Annotated in this window: 14 protein-coding genes; 6 read left to right on the top strand and 8 right to left on the bottom strand. The window is 71.7% G+C overall.

Annotation, left to right across the window (positions count from 1 at the left end):
* The first annotated feature begins 50 nt into the window (after positions 1-50).
* Positions 51-2,564, top strand: coding sequence for an AsmA family protein (locus JI742_RS04870; RefSeq protein ID WP_201824448.1), 2,514 nt, complete (start codon positions 51-53; stop codon positions 2,562-2,564).
* A 28-nt stretch (positions 2,565-2,592) separates the two neighbouring features.
* Here the strand turns inward: JI742_RS04870 and JI742_RS04865 are convergent, their stop codons facing one another.
* On the bottom strand, positions 2,593-4,422 hold the full coding sequence (locus JI742_RS04865) for an ATP-binding protein (protein WP_201824446.1): 1,830 nt from the start codon (positions 4,420-4,422) through the stop codon (positions 2,593-2,595).
* A 139-nt stretch (positions 4,423-4,561) separates the two neighbouring features.
* On the opposite strand from JI742_RS04865, the gene ychF reads away from it, so the two are divergent.
* Positions 4,562-5,656: a redox-regulated ATPase YchF gene (gene ychF / locus JI742_RS04860; protein ID WP_201824444.1), complete on the top strand. Its 1,095-nt coding sequence runs from the start codon at positions 4,562-4,564 to the stop codon at positions 5,654-5,656.
* 47 nt (positions 5,657-5,703) lie between these two features.
* Here ychF and JI742_RS04855 read toward each other — a convergent pair whose 3' ends face one another.
* Together JI742_RS04855 and JI742_RS04850 are read right to left on the bottom strand one after the other, a co-directional pair.
* Positions 5,704-7,122 (bottom strand): sensor histidine kinase, encoded by a 1,419-nt coding sequence (locus tag JI742_RS04855; protein ID WP_201824441.1) that lies wholly within the window; start codon positions 7,120-7,122, stop codon positions 5,704-5,706.
* A gap of 48 nt (positions 7,123-7,170) precedes the next feature.
* Positions 7,171-7,893: a response regulator gene (locus JI742_RS04850; RefSeq protein ID WP_350309627.1), complete on the bottom strand. Its 723-nt coding sequence runs from the start codon at positions 7,891-7,893 to the stop codon at positions 7,171-7,173.
* A 348-nt stretch (positions 7,894-8,241) separates the two neighbouring features.
* On the opposite strand from JI742_RS04850, the gene JI742_RS04845 reads away from it, so the two are divergent.
* The 3 genes from JI742_RS04845 to rpoH all read left to right on the top strand — a co-directional run bounded on the left by JI742_RS04845 (position 8,242) and on the right by rpoH (position 11,649).
* Positions 8,242-9,579: a glycosyltransferase gene (locus JI742_RS04845; RefSeq protein ID WP_201824439.1), complete on the top strand. Its 1,338-nt coding sequence runs from the start codon at positions 8,242-8,244 to the stop codon at positions 9,577-9,579.
* A 25-nt stretch (positions 9,580-9,604) separates the two neighbouring features.
* On the top strand, positions 9,605-10,510 hold the full coding sequence (locus tag JI742_RS04840; protein WP_201824437.1) for a glycosyltransferase family 2 protein: 906 nt from the start codon (positions 9,605-9,607) through the stop codon (positions 10,508-10,510).
* Between the two features lie 197 nt (positions 10,511-10,707).
* The gene (gene rpoH / locus JI742_RS04835; protein ID WP_201824435.1) at positions 10,708-11,649 is read left to right on the top strand and encodes an RNA polymerase sigma factor RpoH; all 942 of its coding nucleotides are present in this window, start codon (positions 10,708-10,710) and stop codon (positions 11,647-11,649) included.
* Between the two features lie 54 nt (positions 11,650-11,703).
* Here the strand turns inward: rpoH and JI742_RS04830 are convergent, their stop codons facing one another.
* The 5 genes from JI742_RS04830 to JI742_RS04810 form a co-directional block, all read right to left on the bottom strand.
* A complete protein-coding gene (locus JI742_RS04830) occupies positions 11,704-12,357 on the bottom strand; it encodes an SCO family protein (protein ID WP_201824433.1) in 654 nt (217 codons plus the stop codon).
* Positions 12,358-12,394: 37 nt separating this feature from the next.
* Entirely contained in the window at positions 12,395-13,318 is a 924-nt protein-coding gene (gene cyoE, locus JI742_RS04825; RefSeq protein WP_201824431.1) for a heme o synthase, read from the bottom strand.
* A 79-nt stretch (positions 13,319-13,397) separates the two neighbouring features.
* On the bottom strand, positions 13,398-14,591 hold the full coding sequence (locus JI742_RS04820) for a COX15/CtaA family protein (protein WP_201824430.1): 1,194 nt from the start codon (positions 14,589-14,591) through the stop codon (positions 13,398-13,400).
* 16 nt (positions 14,592-14,607) lie between these two features.
* Positions 14,608-15,240: an SCO family protein gene (locus JI742_RS04815; protein ID WP_434057630.1), complete on the bottom strand. Its 633-nt coding sequence runs from the start codon at positions 15,238-15,240 to the stop codon at positions 14,608-14,610.
* 31 nt (positions 15,241-15,271) lie between these two features.
* Positions 15,272-16,015, bottom strand: coding sequence for an SURF1 family protein (locus JI742_RS04810; protein WP_201824425.1), 744 nt, complete (start codon positions 16,013-16,015; stop codon positions 15,272-15,274).
* Between the two features lie 100 nt (positions 16,016-16,115).
* Between JI742_RS04810 and JI742_RS04805 the strand changes: the two genes are divergently transcribed.
* The gene (locus tag JI742_RS04805; protein WP_201824424.1) at positions 16,116-16,337 is read left to right on the top strand and encodes a twin transmembrane helix small protein; all 222 of its coding nucleotides are present in this window, start codon (positions 16,116-16,118) and stop codon (positions 16,335-16,337) included.
* Positions 16,338-16,450 lie beyond the last annotated feature (113 nt).

The raw sequence follows: 16,450 nt of genomic DNA, 5'->3' as shown, positions 1-16,450 counted from the left end.
GCTACCATGAAGCGGCCCTCTTCCCCCTGCCCCGCAAGCTGCACCCCACCATGCCGACCTGGATCCAGCGCCTGCTGATCGCCCTTGCCGCCCTGCTCGCCCTGCTGGTGCTGGCCGCCGGCGTGCTCGTGGCCCGCTTCGACGGCGACGACATCCGCAAGCTGCTGGAAGCGCAAGTGGCCGAGCGCACCGAGCGCACGCTCAAGCTCGACGGCCCGGTCGGCCTGGCCCTGTGGCCCAAGGTCGCCGTCACCTTGCAGGGCCTGCACCTGAGCGAGGCCGGCAAGCCCGACGAATTCCTGCGCGTCGACGAAGCCCGGCTGGCCGTGCGCGTGCTGCCGCTGCTGAGCGCGCAGCGGCTGGAGGTGGAGGCCGTCAGCGCCCGCGGCGTGCAGATGACCCTACGCCGCGACGCCCAGGGCCGCCGCAACATCGACGACCTGATCGCTCTGAGCCGGCAGGACGCCGCCGCCGCTGAGGACCCGGCCGCCCCCGGCAAGCCCCTGGCCTTCTCGGTCGACGGCCTGGCCTTCGACGACCTGCGCCTGACCGTGCAGGACGTGCCGGCCAAGCTGGACGGCCAGGTGCAGATCGAACGCCTGCGCAGCGGCCGCCTGGCCGAGGGCGAGGCCACGCCCATCGAACTGCGCCTGCAAGCCAAGCTGGCCGAGCCGCCGGTCGATGCCGCGCTGAGCCTGGACGGCACGCTGACCTTCCGCCTGCCGGCCGACCAGCCGCCCAGCCTGGCCATCGAAGGCATGAAGCTCGGCCTGAAGGGCAGCGCCCTGGGCGTGCAGGCCATCGACGCCCAACTGGCCGGTGCGCTCGACTGGGACGGCGCCCAGCAGGCCCTGGAGGCCCGCGGCCTGCAACTGCAACTGGCCGCCCGCCCGGCCGGCGCCAAGATCGAGACCCTGCGCCTGGCCGTCGAGCGCCTGGGCTTCAAGCCGGCCAGCCAGCGCATCGAGCTGGCCCGGCTGGCGCTGGAGCTGAAGGCCGCCCTCGGCCCGGCCGAGGCGGCGCAGCAACTGGTCGCCCAGCTCGACTGGCCGGCGCTGTCGGTCGAAGGCCAGGGCCTGTCGGGCAGCCCGCTCAGCGGCAGCGCGCGGCTGGCCGGGCCGGTGGCGGGCGGCTCGCGCGAATTGCAAATGCAGCTCAGCTCGCAGGCACCGAGCGGGCGTTTCGAGAAGATCGTCGTGCCCGGCCTCAAGCTGGCGCTCAGCGGCAGCGAAGGCAGCCGCCAGATCGCCGCACAACTGGAGGCCGACCTGAGCCTGGCGCCGCAGCCGCTGGCCCTGAACCTGGCGCCGCTGAAGCTGCAACTGGATTTGAAGGACCCGGCCCTGCCGCCCCTGGCCCTGCTGGCCCAGGGCCGCCTGAGCCTGCAACAGCCGGCCGGCGCGCCGGCCCGGCAGCAGGCTGAGGCCCAGCTCAAGGGCACGCTGAACGGCCAGGCCTTCGACACCACGTTGGAGGCCGTGCTGGGCAGCGGCGTGCCGCGCCTGGGCGTGCAGGCCAGCTTCGGCACGCTCGACCTCAGCAGCTTCCTGCCGCCGGCTCCTACGGCGGCGGCCTCGGCCCCGGCCCCGGCCAGCGCCGAGGGCACCGCCGCGGCCGATGCGCAGAAAGTCGATCTCTCGCCACTGAAGGCGGTGGACGCGACGCTGAAGCTGCGCGCCGGCACCCTGATCCTGCCGCCGCACCGCATCGAACAAGCCGAGGTGGCCGCCCGCCTGAAGGACGGCAAGCTCGACCTGAGCCAGCTCGACGGCCGCGCCTGGGGCGGTCGCTTCCAGGCCACGGCCCAGGCCGATGCCGGCAGCGGCGCCCTGGCCCTGGGGCTGGATGCCAACGAGGTCGACCTGAACGCGATGCTGGGCGCGCTGGCCGGCTTCGACAAACTCGAAGGCCGCGGCAAGCTCAGCACCCGGCTGGCCAGCCGCGGCCCGACCGTCGGCGCGCTGAAGCAGGCCCTGGGCGGCACGCTGGCCCTGCAGATGCGCGATGGCGCCGTGCGCGGCATCAACCTGGCCAAGACCTTGCGCGACTGGCGCGGCGCGATCGCCGGCGGCGATGCCAAGCAGGCCAGCCAGGCCAGCGAGAAGACCGATTTCTCCGAGGTCAGCCTGAGCTTCGACATCCGCGAGGGCGTGGCCCGCAGCAAGGACCTCAGCGCCAAGAGCCCCTTCCTGCGATTGAGCGGCGAAGGCCTGGTCGACCTCGGCGCAAGCCGGGTCGATTACGTGGCGCGGGCCACGGTGACGGGCACGCCGCAGGGCCAGGACGGGCCGGAGATGGCCGCGCTCAAGGGCCTGACCGTGCCGGTCAAGCTCGAAGGCCCCTTCAGCGCGGTGAGCTGGCGCATCCGCTGGTCCGAGGTCGGCAAGGAGCTGCTCAAGCGCCAGGCCCTGGGCGCGGCCGGTGCCTCGGGCGGCGGTGCGGCCCTGGTCGACCGCCTGCTCGGCGGCAAGGGCGCGGCGGCGCCGGCCGACGGCGCCTCGGCCCCGCCGGCCCAGCCCAAGGACAAGGTCAAGGATGCGCTGAAGGGCCTGCTCGGCCGCTGAAGCCGGCGGGCCGGCCGCTTGCGGCTGCTCAGGCCGACGCCGGCACCTGCGCCCACTGCCGCACGACGGCGCGCAGCACCGGCAGGCTCAGTGGCTTGGTGACGACCTCGTTCATGCCGGCGGCCAGGCAGGCCTGGCGGTCATCGGCATGGGCATTGGCGGTCACGCCGATCACCGGCAGCGCGGCCACCGCGATGCCGGATTCCCCCGCGCGCAGGCGCCGGGTGGCTTCCAGCCCGTCCATCACTGGCATTTGCCAGTCCATCAGCACCAGGGCATAGGGCCGTTCGCGCAGGCGGGCCAGGGCTTCGCCGCCGTGCTCGGCAATGTCGACCTGCCAGCCGTCGGCGGCCAGCATCTGGGTGGCGATGAGCTGGTTGACCATGTCGTCCTCGACGACGAGCAGGCGGCGCGCCCAGGCCGCGGCCGGTGGGGTGAGGGCCTCGGTGGCGGGCGAGGCCGGGGCCGCGCCCGGCGTGGGCGCTGCAAGGGCATCGGCCGTGGCGGCCGGCCCCGCGGCAGATTCGAGCGCCGGCGCCGGCTGCGGGTCAGCGGCTGCGAGCGGGCGCAACTCGGGCCGCGGCGGCCGCGGTGGCTCGGGCGGGAGGCTGGCCGGCTCGCGGCCGGCCAGGGCGGTGTCGAGCAGCTCGGGCGGCAGCGTGTCGGCCGGCTCCGGCGGGCGCAGCTCGGCCAGGCGGTCGCGCCAGGCGGCCAGCTCGCTGGGCCGCACGTCCTCGCAGGCGGGCAGGGGCAGACGCACGGTCATGGTGGTGCCCAGGCCCTCGACGCTGTCGAGCTCGATGCTGCCGCCCAGGGCGGTCAGCAGCTCGCGGGTGATGGCCAGGCCCAGGCCCGAGCCGCCGTGGCGCCGGGTGGTGGTGTCGTCGGCCTGGCGGAAGGGTTCGAAGATGCGCTGCAGGGCGGCAGCCGGGATGCCGATGCCGGTATCGCGCACCTCGATGCGCAGGCTGCCGGGCGCATCCTCGGCCAGGCTGAGGATGACGCTGCCGCGGGCGGTGAACTTCACCGCATTGCCCAGCAGGTTGATCAGCACGCGCTTGATCAACAGGGCGTCGCCCAGGCGCCAGTCCGTCAGGCTGCCGCCGCCCTGAAGCTCCAGCAGCAGGCCCTTGCGCTCGGCGGCCAGGCGCACGGCCTCCAGCGCGCCGTGCACGCATTCGGCCAGCGAGAAAGGCGCGGGGACGACCGGCATCTGGCCGGCCTCGATGCGGGAGAGATCGAGCACGTTCTCGATCATGGCCAGCAAGTGGCGGCCGCTGTCGTGGGCCGATTCCAGCAGGCGCCGGTCGGTGCCGTGAAGCTGCGGCCGCTCGGCCAGCAGCTCGGTCGCGCCGAGCACGGCATTCAGCGGCGTGCGCAGCTCATGCGTCATCGTGGCGAGGAAGCGGCTCTTGGCGCTGGAGGCGGCCTCGGCCAGGTCGCGGGCGGTTTCCAGCGCGCGGGTGCGTTCGCGGACACGCGCCTCCAGCTCGGCATTGGCCTGGCGCAGGCGGGCGCGGGTCTGGCGCAGGTCGGCCACCGTGCTGCCCAGCCACAGCGCGACCAGCAGGGCCGCGCTGAGCGCACCCAGCAGCAGGGCCTCGTCCCAGGCCGCCGCCGGCCGGCTGAGCGCCAGCACGCCCGGCACCACGGCCAGCACCACGCCCAGGCCCCAGGGCCAGCGGCGCAGGGAGGGGTCCTGCCGCAGCCGGCGGTGCAGGTCCAGCAGCAGCGCGATGAGCAGGAAGACCAGCAGCGGCGGCAGCAGATCTGGCATGGCCTGCAGCGCCGGCAGCAGCCGGTTCAGGCCCGCCGGGGCCGTGCCCGTGATCAGGGCTTGCTGGGCGACTGCATCCACGGCCGCACATCCTCCGTCCGGGCACTGTCCAGCGTCGGGCAGCCCGGCCTGCCGACACGCGGCACAGGCTAGCACCGGCCTGTGCCGGGCCGGTCCCTAAAATCAATGTTTTGCATTCACCTGTGACAGGTACACGGCCATGAGCCTCCAGTGCGGCATCGTGGGACTGCCCAACGTCGGCAAGTCCACCCTCTTCAACGCCCTGACCCAGGCGGGCATCGCGGCCGAAAACTACCCCTTCTGCACCATCGAGCCCAATGTCGGCGTGGTCGAGCTGCCCGACCCGCGCCTGCAAGCGTTGGCCGGCATCGTCAAGCCCGAGCGGATCGTCCCGGCCATCGTCGAGTTCGTCGACATCGCCGGCCTGGTCGCCGGGGCCAGCCAGGGCGAGGGCCTGGGCAACCAGTTCCTCAGCCACATCCGCGAGACCGATGCGATCGTGAACGTGGTGCGTTGCTTCGAGGACGACAACGTCATCCACGTGGCCGGCAAGGTCGACCCGATCGCCGACATCGAGGTGATCCAGACCGAGCTGTGCCTGGCCGACCTCGGCACGGTCGAGAAGAGCCTGCACCGCTATGTGAAGGCCGCCCGCAGCGGCAACGACAAGGAAGCCGCCGCCCTGGTGAAGGTGCTGGAGAAATGCCAGGCCGCGCTGAACGAGGCACAGCCGGTGCGCTCGATCGACTTCAGCAAGGAAGAGCGCGTCATCCTCAAGCCGCTGTGCCTGATCACGGCCAAGCCGGCGATGTTCGTCGGCAACGTCAGCGAGACCGGCTTCGAGAACAACCCCTTCCTCGACCGCCTCAAGGCCTATGCCGAGAAGCAGAACGCGCCGGTGGTGGCGATCTGCGCCAAGACCGAAGCCGAGCTGGCCGGCATGGAAGACGAGGACCGCGCCATCTTCCTGGCCGAGATGGGCCAGGACGAGCCGGGCCTGAACCGCCTGATCCGCGCCGCCTTCAAGCTGCTGGGCTTGCAGACCTACTTCACCGCCGGGGTGAAGGAAGTGCGGGCCTGGACGGTGGCCATCGGCGCGACCGCGCCGCAAGCGGCCGGCGTGATCCACACCGACTTCGAGCGCGGCTTCATCCGTGCCCAGACCATTGCCTTTGACGACTACCTCGCCTTCCAGGGCGAGCAGGGCGCGAAGGACGCCGGCAAGATGCGCGCCGAAGGCAAGGACTACATCGTCAAGGATGGCGATGTGATGAACTTCCTGTTCAACGTCTGAACCCGCGGGCCGGGCGCCGCGGCGGCCCGGCGGCGGCCCTCACGCCCTCACTCGGGCCGGGCCAGCGGGAAGATCAGGCGCACGCACAGGCCCCGGCCGCCCTCGCCGTCCTTGAGGATGAGGCGGGCATGGTGGGCCTGGGCGATGTCGCGCACGATGGCCAGGCCCAGGCCGCTGCCCGAGCCCGGCGCGCCCGGTGCGCGGAAGAAGCGTTCGAGCACCTGTTCGCGCTGCTCCGGCGGGATGCCGGGGCCGTTGTCCTCGACCTCCAGAAGGGCCTCGCGCGCGGGCTCCCCGAGCGCGGCCAGGGCCATGCAGCGCACGGTGATGCGCAGCGGCGAGCCGTCGGCGGGCTGGGCGTATTCCAGCGCGTTGTGGATGAGGTTGGCGAGCAGCTCGCGCACCTGGTAGGCCCGGCCCAGCACCTGCGCCTCCTCCAGGTGGAAGCCGAGGTCGGCATGGCGTTCGAGGGCGCGCGGCACCCAGTCGCGCGCGGCATCGTGGACGACGGCGCGAAGGTCGAAGCGTTCGTCGCCGCCGGGCTCGCCCTGGCTGGCCTCGGTGCGGGCCAGCAGCAGGAGCTGGTCGGCCAGGCGCGCGGCACGCAGGGCGGAGCGGTGCAGGCGCACCAGGCCGCCGCCGGCCTCCTGGTCCCGGGGAGCGGCGAGCAGGGCCAGCTCGGCCTCGGTGCGCAGGGCGGTCAGCGGGGTGCGAAGCTGGTGGGCGGCGTCGGCGATGAAGTGGCGCTGGCGCTCATGCTCGGCGGCGGCGCGCTGCATGAGCTGGTCGACCCCGTCGAGCAGGGGGTTGAGCTCGTCGGGCAGGCCTTCGCGGTCGACCGGCTGGGGCGCATGCAGGGGGCGCAGCGCCAGGTCGGCGCGCAGGCGGCGCAGGGGCCGCAGCGTCCAGGCGATGACGGCGATCAGGCCGCCCCCCAGCAGCACGGCCGTGGCCAGGCCCTGGATGAGCGCGACGTGCAGGGCCTCGCGCCGGGCGGCATGGCGGCGCTGGGTGGTCTGCGCCAGACGCAGGACGCAGGGCTGGGCCTGCATGCAGTCGACCGGCAGCTCGGCCAGGCGCAGGGTCTGGCCATCCAGCATGGCATCGCCCCAGCGCGGCGCCTCGGGCGGCCAGGGCCCCGGCAGGCGCAGGCTGCGGATGGCGACATCGCCCTGCATCCAGCGCGACTGCGCGTCGCTCAAGGCCCACCAGATGCGCTCGGGGCTGTGCGAGCGCAGCAGGCGCTCGAAGGCCTGGCTGCTGCCCGGTTCGCTGGCAGGGGGCGGCGCATCCGCCATCGGCACGATGGCGGCCAGGGCCCGGCCGAGATCGACCAGGGCGGCATCCGCCGCGCTTTCGCTGGCATGGGTGCCGGCGCGCAGGTCGATGATCACCCGCAGCGGCACCACCATGGCCGTGAGGGTCAGGGTGCCAAGCAGCAATCGGGCGCGCAGGCTGAGCGACATGGCAGGCGGGCGGGGTCGCGCGGGATGCCCGGCGGCCCGCAGGCGCGATCAGGTCAGCGGCGGCAACAGCTCGGGCTGTTCCTCGACGAGGTAGCCGAAGCCGCGCACGGCGCGGATGCGCAGGCCGGCCGGCTCGATCTTCGGCCGCAGGCGCGAGACATAGACCTCGACGGCGTTCTCGGAGAGCTGCTCGCCCCAGCCGCTGATCGACTGAAGGATCTGCTCCTTCGCGACCACGTGGCCGACGCGGCCGAGCAGGTACTCGAGCACCGCCCATTCGCGCACCGACAGCTCGACCGGCTGGCTGCCGATCCAGGCGCGCTGGGCGACCAGGTCCATGCGCAGCGAGCCCATGGTCAGCTCGCTGTCGCGGCGGCTGCGGTGGCGGCGGGTCAGCACACGCACGCGCGCCACCAGCTCGGCCAGCGAGAAGGGCTTGACCATGTAGTCGTCGGCGCCGGTCTCCAGGCCGTGCACGCGGTCCTCGATGGCATCGCGGGCGGTCAGCACCAGCACCGGGGTCTCGATGCCGGCCTCGCGCACCCGGCGCAGGGTCTCGAAACCGTCGATGCCGGCCAGGCCGATGTCGAGGATCAGCAGGTCGTAGGGGTCGGACTTGAGCGAGGCCGGCACTGGCTCGCCGCGCGCGGTGGTGTCCACCGACCAGCCCTGGGAGCGCAGCGCGCGGGAGGTGGTGTCGGCCACGGCCGGATCGTCCTCCGCAAGCAGGATGTGCAGGGCGCCAGCAGACGAGGGGGGCGTAGAGGTCACGGCAGGCTGGGTTGGGGACGGGCCGTCTCGGGCGCCCATTCGGGCGCGTGAGGGAGCCGGCACTCTAGCAGCGCCCTCCCGGTCCCAAGCCGGCCTTGCGGCGGCCCGGGACCGGGGCGTCAACCGCTTGCAAGCCTGCGACCTGGCTGGGTGGCCAGGGCCGGGTCGCATGGGCCCAAGGGCTGCCGAAGCGGCGTGGGCCCCGTGGTGGCATGTGATGTGCTGCATCCGGCACGCTTGTGCGGGTCGCAGGTCGACCCGCCTGCGGATCCCACCGAACGCCGAATGCGGTCAAGCTACCATCGCCCGAGGGTTTGCACGGACCGACGAATGACATGCCAAGCGGGCGTGGGCCTGCAAGCCGCTTCCGGGTCCGGCCATGCCCCGTGTCCAGCACATGCGTGTCAGGCAGAAACAGACCGAGTCACCATGGTGTCCTCCCCCTCCTGCCCTGTCGCTACCGAATTGAAGCAGGTCGTCGCTTATCTCGCGCCCGAGATTCCCTCGCTCTCCGCCACCTTTGTTTACGAGGAACTTCACGCGGTGGAGCGGCGCGGCCTGCGCGTTGTGCCCATTTCCGTGCACCGGCCGGCGCGCCCGGCTGCCGACCAGGCCCGCCTGAGCGAGCGGGTCCGTGTTCTGTACGACACCCACCCCGCCCGGTTCGCCCTGGGCGCTTTGCTGAGCCTGCCGCGCTTTGGCCCAGGCCTGTTCGGCGCGCTCGGGCAACTGGCGGGCGATCTCGTGGCCTGCGGCCTGCTCAAGCCGGCCAGTTGGAAGCTGGCCTACCAGTTCCTGGCCGGTGCCCGTCTGGCTCGGCTGATGCAAGACGAGGGCTGTCACCACCTCCACGTGCACTTCGCGCATGTCCCGGCGCAGATTGCGATGTATGCCGCGGCGCTGTCCGGGCTTCCCTTCACGGTGACAGCGCATGCCAACGACATCTTCGAGCGGGGCTTGCTGCTGCAGCGCAAGGCAGCGCGCGCCAAGCGCTTCCTGACGATTTCCGAGCACAACCTGAAGTATTTGCGCGCGCTCGGCATTCCCCCGGCACAACTGAGCCTGGTGCGCTGCGGCGTGAGTTTCAGCCCGCGGTCGCGGCCGGCAGGTGCCGCCGGCCAGCCCTTCGTGCTGGGCTCGCTGGGACGCATGGTCGAGAAGAAGGGCTTCGACGTGCTGATCGAGACGCTTGCGCGGCTGCGCGCCGAGGGTCGAGCCGTCGTCCTGCGCCTGGCCGGCGACGGCCCGCTGCGGCCGGCGCTGGAGGCCCAGGCGGCTGCCCTCGGCCTGGGCGAGGCCGTGCGCTTCGACGGCAGCCTCTCGCACGAGCAGGTGGCCGACTGGATGAACGCGCTCGACAGCTTCGTGCTGGCCTGCAAGGAAGACCGCAACGGCGACATGGACGGCATCCCCGTCGTGCTGATGGAGGCCATGTCGCAGTCGTTGCCGGTGGTTTCGACCCGGCTTTCGGGCATTCCCGAGCTGGTCATGCACGAGCAAAGCGGCCTGCTGGCCGAACCGGCCGACGCGGCCGACCTGGCGCGGCAGATCGCGCGCCTGATCGATTCCGACGCACTGCGTGCGCAGTTGGGCCGGGACGGCTGCCAGCATGTGATGGCCGAGTTCGGCATGGCCCAAAACATCGACCGCCTGCTGGCCGCCTTCGCGCTGCCCCGGCACGGCTGAACCTTGATCCACAGGACGCCCCCCCATGAGCCGCCGCTATGCCCTGATTTCGCCCTGCCGCAATGAATCCAAGTACATGCGGCAGACCCTGGACACCGTGGTCGGGCAGTCGCTCACGCCGGCGCTCTGGGTGATCGTCGACGACGGTTCAAGTGACGAGACGCCACAGATCCTGGCCGAGTACGCCGCGCGCCATCCCTGGATCCGCATCGTCACCCGCCAGGACCGAGGCCGTCGCGCCGTCGGCCCCGGGGTGATCGAGGCTTTCTACGCCGGCTACGAAACCATCGTGCCGGAGGACTTCGATTACGTCTGCAAGCTCGACCTGGACCTGCGCCTGCCGCTGCGCTACTTCGAGATCCTGGTCGAGCGCATGGAGGCGAATCCGCGCATCGCCACCTGCAGCGGCAAGGCCTATGTCGAGGAACACGGCACGCTGCGCGACGAGAACCACGGCGACGAGACCTCGCTGGGCATGACCAAGTTCTACCGCGTCAGCGCTTTCAAGGACATCGGCGGCTTCGTGCGCGAGGTGATGTGGGACGGCATCGACTGCCACCGTTGCCGGATGAAGGGCTGGATCGCCTGCAGTTGGAATGAACCGGAGCTTCGCTTCATCCACCTGCGGCCGATGGGGTCCAGCCAGCAGAGCATCTACACCGGCCGCATGCGCCACGGCTTCGGCCAGTACTTCATGGGCACCGGCCTGCTCTACCTCAGCGCCAGCGCGCTGAGCCGGATCGGTGAGAAGCCCTTCCTGCTGGGCAGCCTGGCCGTGATCTGGGGCTGGCTGCGCAGCGCGCTTGCCGGCAAGCCGCGCTACGAGGACCCTGAGTTCCGCCGCTTCCTGCGCGCCTACCAGATGCGCGCGCTGCTGGTCGGCAAGCGGCGGGCCATCGAGGAAATCCACCGGGCCAAGGGCATCGCCTGAAGCGGCAGCGCGGGCCGGGAACTTGTCCCCGGAAACTGTGGACAAGTCTGTGGGCGGAGCCGGGATGCGCGCGCCAAGTACTTGTCCCCCGGGCCGCCGGCCTGGATTGACCTCTCCAGGGCAGGCACAGCGGAACGCTTGCCGCGCCTTAGCACTCAAAAAGTCCGAGTGCTAACATCTTGGCGAGGAGACTGCCGATGAACCCCCTGACGCCGATTCCGACATCTGCCAGCGCCGCCGCGCTGAGCCTGCGCGACCCCTGGGCCATGGTGCCCTCGCTGGGCAACCTCGAGGCCTACATCCGCGCGGTGAACCAGCTTCCGATGCTCAGTGCCGAGGAAGAGCAGGACTGCGGCCGCCGCCTGCGCGACCACGGCGACCTCGCTGCGGCCGGCCGGCTCGTGCTTTCGCACCTGCGGCTGGTCGTCTCCGTCTCGCGCCAGTACCTGGGCTACGGCCTGCCGCAGGGCGATCTGATCCAGGAAGGCAATGTCGGCCTGATGAAGGCCGTCAAGCGCTACGACCCCGAGCAGGGCGTGCGCCTGGTCAGCTACGCGCTGCACTGGATCAAGGCCGAGATCCACGATTACATCCTGCGCAACTGGCGCCTGGTCAAGGTGGCCACGACCAAGGCGCAGCGCAAGCTCTTCTTCAACCTGCGCTCGATCAAGCAGGGCCTGCGGGCCCGGGCCGAGCTGGGGGACAGCCACCGCCAGGGCCTGAGCGAGGCCGAGATCGATCAGGTCGCCGAGACGCTGCAAGTCAAGCGCGAGGACGTGATCGAGATGGAAACCCGCATGGCCGGCGGCGAGGTCGCGCTGGAGCCGTCGGAAGGCGACGAGGACGGCCCCGCCGCGCCGATTGCCTGGCTGGCCGACGAGCACAGCGAGCCCAGCCGCATGCTGGAGCTGGCGCATCGCGACCACTTGGCGAGCGACGGCCTGCGCGAAGCCCTGTCGGGCCTGGATGCGCGCAGCCGCCGCATCGTCGAATCGCGCTGGCTGCACGTGGCCGACGATGGCTCGGGCGGCGCCACGCTGCACGAGCTTGCGGCCGAGTACGGCGTCAGCGCCGAGCGCATCCGCCAGATCGAGGTGGCTGCGCTGAAGAAGATGCGCAAGGCCCTGGCCGGGGTCTGAACCTTCAGCGTCCGCCGCCGCCCCGGGACGGGCGCGGCGCGACGGCCGCGCCGCTCAGCCGCCTGCCAGCAGGATGCGCAGATCGGCCAGCCAGGCTTCGATCGGCGTGCCGTAGCGCACGAAGAGCCGCGTGCGGCCCTGCATGTCGAACACATAGGCGCCGGCGGTGTGGTCCAGGGTGTAGCCCTCGTTGCCGTCCTTGTTCGGCACCTTCTGGTAGAAAACCTTGAAGCCCTGGGCCACGGCCTTGGTCTCGTCCAGCGTGCCGCGCAGCGCGACGAAGGCCGGGTCGAAGGAGGCCATGTAGGCCTTGAGCAATTCGGCGCTGTCCCGCTCCGGGTCGACGGTGACGAAGATGGCTTGCAGCTTGTCGCCCTCGGCACCGAGCTGCTTCTTGACCTGCGCCAGCTCGGCCATGGTCGTGGGGCAGACGTCGGGGCACTGGGTGTAGCCGAAGAAGACGACGACCAGCTTGCCGGCGTAGTCGGCCAGGCTGCGGAGCTGGCCCTCCGGATCGCTGAGCTTGAGCGACTTGCCGTAGTCCAGCCCGGTGATGTCGACTGCCTTGAAGCTCGACGAGCCGGCCTGGGGCGCCGCCGAGCCCGGGCCGCCCGCATCGTCGCAGCCCGCCAGGCTGGCGCCCAGCGCGATCAGCAGGCCGGCAGCCAGAAGGCGCAGGCGGGGATGGCAGGCGACGGACAGCTTCATGCGGGGGGCTTTCGGAACAGGCAAGGGCACAGGCCGCTCAAGCCAGCCAGAGCGGCTTGAGGTAGTGATCGAGCAGCAACGCGGCGAACAGCAGCGACAGGTGCCAGATCGAGAAGCGGAAGGTGGCGCGGGCCAGCGGCTCGCTGTAGGCCTGCTTCAGGCGCCAGGCGTACTGGCAGAAACGCAGGCCCAGCGCGACGGCCGCCGCCAGGTAGAGCCAACTGCTCATGCGCGAGACGAAGGGCAGCAGCGTGGCCGCGAACAGCACCAGGGTGTAGAGCCAGATTTGCAGCCGGGTGAACTCGCTGCCATGGGTGACCGGCAGCATGGGCAGGCCGGCGCGGGCGTAGTCCTCGACCCGGTAGAGGGCCAGGGCCCAGAAGTGCGGCGGCGTCCAGAGGAAGATGATCAGGCAGAGGATGAGCGACTCGGGGCCGACTTCGCCGCGGATTGCCGCCCAACCCAGCACCGGCGGCATCGCGCCCGAGGCGCCGCCGATCACGATGTTCTGCGGCGTCATGGGCTTGAGCACCACTGTGTAGACGATGGCGTAGCCGACGAAGGTGGCGAAGGTCAGCCAGGCGGTCAGGGGATTCACCTCGAACCACAGCAGGGCCATGCCGGCCGCGCACAGCACGGTGGCGAAGCTGAGGGTCTGGGCCACGCCCAGCTCGCCCTTGGCGGTCGCACGCCAGGCGGTGCGCTTCATCTTCGAATCGATGGTCTGCTCGACCATGCAGTTGAAGACGGCCGCCGCGCTGGCCACCAGCCAGATGCCGACCGAAGCCAGCAGCACGCGCTGCCAGCCCCGGGCGCCGGGCCAGCCCGGGATGGCCAGCAGCATGCCGATCAGCGCGCAGAAGACGATGAGCTGCACCACCCGCGGCTTGGTCAGCGCCATGAACTGGCGCCAGCGGGCCGGAGGCGCCGGCAGCGCAGATGCGGAAAGCGGGGTGGACACAGGGACTCGGGGAGGTCGATGCAGGGCCGGGGGCGCCCCGCCGGCAGCAGGCCGATGGGACAGGAGCGAACCCGCGATTCTAGGGAGCGCGGGCCATATCCCGGACCGGATGGACCGCAGGCCCGGCCACTTCAGCCGGCGAGCGGCCCGGGCTCAGGCGCAACAAGGTCCGCAGCAGCACCATGATGAGCACCGCCGCGCCCCCGGTGTGGGCCACCGCCGCCAGCAGCGGCCAGCCGAGCACGACATTGGACACGCCGGACGCGAGCTGCCAGGCCGCCAGGCCGGCCAGGCTGGCCGCCGCCGGGCGCAGTTCAGGACCGCGCCGGAACAGCATCAGGGCCGTTGCCAGCATGGCGCCCAGCACCACCAGGGCACCCAGGCGGTGGGTGACGTGGATGGCGGTCAGGGCCTCGAAGGGCAGCCAATCGCCGTCCTTGCCGGTGCCCAGCGGCCGGAAGATCGCGAAGCCGTGCTCGAAATCCATGGCCGGCCACCAGCGTCCCTGGCAGGTCGGGAAGTCGGTGCAGGCCAGCACGGCGTAGTTGGTGCTGACCCACCCGCCCAGGCTGATCTGGACCACGGCCAGGGCCAGCAGGCCCCACAGGGCGGCCCGCAGGCCCGGGCTAGCCAGCGGCAGCCAGCGGGCGCGCTCCGGCCCGGCCGCCAGCGCGGTCAGCAGGCCGAGCAGGGTCAGGCCACCGAGCAGGTGGGCGGTGACGATCGCGGGGTAGAGCTTGAGCGTGACCGTCCAGGCGCCGAAGGCACCCTGCAGGCAGACCCAAGCCAGGGTGAAAAGCGCCAGCAGGGGCTGGGCGGCGGTCTCGCCCTCAGCCGGCCCGCCGCGGCCACGCTGTGCGCGCCAGGCGCGGACCTGGCCCACGGTGATCGCGATGATCAGCACGCCGACGCCGGTGGCCAGGTAGCGATGGATCATCTCGATCCAGGCCTTGCGGAGGGTGACCGGGCCATCGGGCCGCAGGCTCTGCTCGGCATCGATTTCGGCGCGTGCGCCAAGGGGGCTGGCCTCGCCATAGCAACCCGGCCAGTCGGGGCAACCCAGGCCGGAATCGGTCAGTCGGGTGAAGGCGCCGAACAGCACCAGGTCGAAGGTCAGGAAGAGGGTGACCCAGACCAGGGCGCGGCGCCGGGCCTCCGGACCGCCCTTGCGGTGACGCCAGGCCACCCAGGCGAGCGGCAGGCCGGCAATCAGCAAGCCGAGGCCGGCCATCTGCGCCAGCGGCGACCAGTTCACGAGATCGACGGTGTCCATGCGTGGCTCCTGCGGCTCAGCGACCGGCGCGGTCCCAGCTCTTGGAGGCGCGCAGCAGGCGCTCCAGGTCGCGCTTGACCTTGGACGGGTCGGCATCGACCGGGAAGCGCAGCATCAGGTTGCCCAGCGGGTCGACCAGGAAGAAGTGCGCGCGGGGCGACTGGCCGGCAGCGGCCGGCAGCCAGGTGTTCAGGGCTTCGGCCGGCGCGCGCAGCACATGGGCGCCCTCCAGCGCAGGCAGCAGCACCTCGCGGGCCGGCTCGGCATCGTCGATCAGCCAGACGCGGTCGACCCGGTCCTTGTCGCGGCCCAGGGTCTCGCGCAACTGGCGCTGCAAGTAGAGCTGGCGCTCGCAGCGTGCATCGCAGGCGCCGCCGCCGACGGCGATCAGCAACCATTGCTGCTGCAGCGACTCGGGCCGTACCGGCTCGCCGGCCAGGGTGCTCAGGGGCAGGTCGGCTGCCGGCGGGATGGGCCGCTGCGGCTCGATCAGCTCGCCCGTGTTCATCCGCCCCTCGGGCCGGATGACGTAGTAGGTGAGGTAGGACGCGATGACCGGCGCCGCGCAGACGAGCAGCACAGCCAGCATCTTGAGTCGGCCGCTGCGCGCCCGCGCGGCCTCTGCCTGGGGCACGTCCAGGGCATGCACGGCGAAGCTCAGGGGCTCGGGCCGGGGCGACTCAGCGGCGGCGGCGGGGTCGGAGGATCTGGAACCAGACATAGAGAACCCAAATGAGACCTGCCAGCGCAAACCACTGGAAGGCATAGCCGTGATGCTTGTCGACGCCGACCGCCGGTCGGGGCCAGTCGCGGCGCAGGCCGTCCTGGGGCGAGGCTGCCTCGTCAAGCTGGTAAAGGGTGTAGGGCCGCAGGGCGAGGCCGGTGGCGCGGGCATGCTCGGCAAGGTCGAGATTCTGCCGAAGCGCCCCGCCGGCCTCGTCGCCCAGGCTGACCAACCGGGCCGGGGGCGGGGCCATGCGTCCCAGCAGGCGGACGGGGCCTTCGGGCAGCGGCGCTTCGGGTGTGAGGCTGCGGTCGAGGCGGTGCCGCGGCGCCCAGCCGCGCTGGATGACGAGCGCGTCGCCAGACGGCAGCAGCAGCGGCGTCAGCACGAAGAAACCGGGCTGGCCGTCCATCTGCCGGTTTTCCAGGAAGACGGTGTGCTCGGGCAACCAGCGGCCCTCGACCACCACGTGGCGGTGCAACTGCGTGGCCAGCGCGTCCGGGCCGGGCAGCAGGCCGGCTGCATCCAGCGGCGGCTGGGCCTCGGCTTGCTCGACGGCGGTGCGCAGGGCGAGCTTCTGATCGGCGCGGTCGAGCTGCCAGACGCCGAGTCGGGCCGTCAGGGCAAAAGCCAGCACCGCCGCCACGGTGACGACGAGGCGCGCGCGACGGGAGGCAGGCGGAGCGGACGGGGCGGACATGGGTCGAAGCGCGGCGACGGAAGGAAGCAGGGGCGTGATCGCTCGGGGCTGATGGAGGGAGCCGCCGGCAGGTAGCGGGGCGATGGCCTAAAGTGCCGGCATGAAATTCCTGATCGTCGTCGCCTTCATCGGCATCCTCATCGCGCTGGCCAGCGCCGGTCACGCCATGCTCCGGGAGGGGCGGGACGGCAAGCCCAAGACCAGCCGCATGGCCCGTGCGCTCACGTGGCGCATCGGCCTGTCGGTGGCGCTCTTCCTGTGCATCCTCATCGGCTACCAGATGGGCTGGATCCGCCCGACCGGCTTGCCCCTGAGTCCCTGAAACCGCAGCAGGTTCCGTGGCTTGGGCCACGGGTCTGCAAGAAAAAGGGGCGCCGCGCGGCGCCCCTTCTTGCTGCTGCGGCGGAATCGCGCAGGACGCGATCCGCAAGCCGC

This window comes from Piscinibacter lacus, from assembly GCF_016735685.1.
Taxonomy (GTDB): Bacteria; Pseudomonadota; Gammaproteobacteria; order Burkholderiales; family Burkholderiaceae_C; genus Aquariibacter; species Aquariibacter lacus.
This window is presented reverse-complemented; position numbering and strand designations above follow the sequence as displayed.

Coding starts and splice junctions, on each gene's coding strand:
- JI742_RS04810 (WP_201824425.1), bottom strand. CDS start 16,015: ATGTCCGCCCCGTCCGCTCCGCCTGCCTCCCGTCGCGCGCGCCTCGTC.
- JI742_RS04805 (WP_201824424.1), top strand. CDS start 16,116: ATGAAATTCCTGATCGTCGTCGCCTTCATCGGCATCCTCATCGCGCTG.
- JI742_RS04855 (WP_201824441.1), bottom strand. CDS start 7,122: ATGTCGCTCAGCCTGCGCGCCCGATTGCTGCTTGGCACCCTGACCCTC.
- rpoH (WP_201824435.1), top strand. CDS start 10,708: ATGAACCCCCTGACGCCGATTCCGACATCTGCCAGCGCCGCCGCGCTG.
- JI742_RS04830 (WP_201824433.1), bottom strand. CDS start 12,357: ATGAAGCTGTCCGTCGCCTGCCATCCCCGCCTGCGCCTTCTGGCTGCC.
- JI742_RS04820 (WP_201824430.1), bottom strand. CDS start 14,591: ATGGACACCGTCGATCTCGTGAACTGGTCGCCGCTGGCGCAGATGGCC.
- ychF (WP_201824444.1), top strand. CDS start 4,562: ATGAGCCTCCAGTGCGGCATCGTGGGACTGCCCAACGTCGGCAAGTCC.
- JI742_RS04870 (WP_201824448.1), top strand. CDS start 51: ATGCCGACCTGGATCCAGCGCCTGCTGATCGCCCTTGCCGCCCTGCTC.
- JI742_RS04840 (WP_201824437.1), top strand. CDS start 9,605: ATGAGCCGCCGCTATGCCCTGATTTCGCCCTGCCGCAATGAATCCAAG.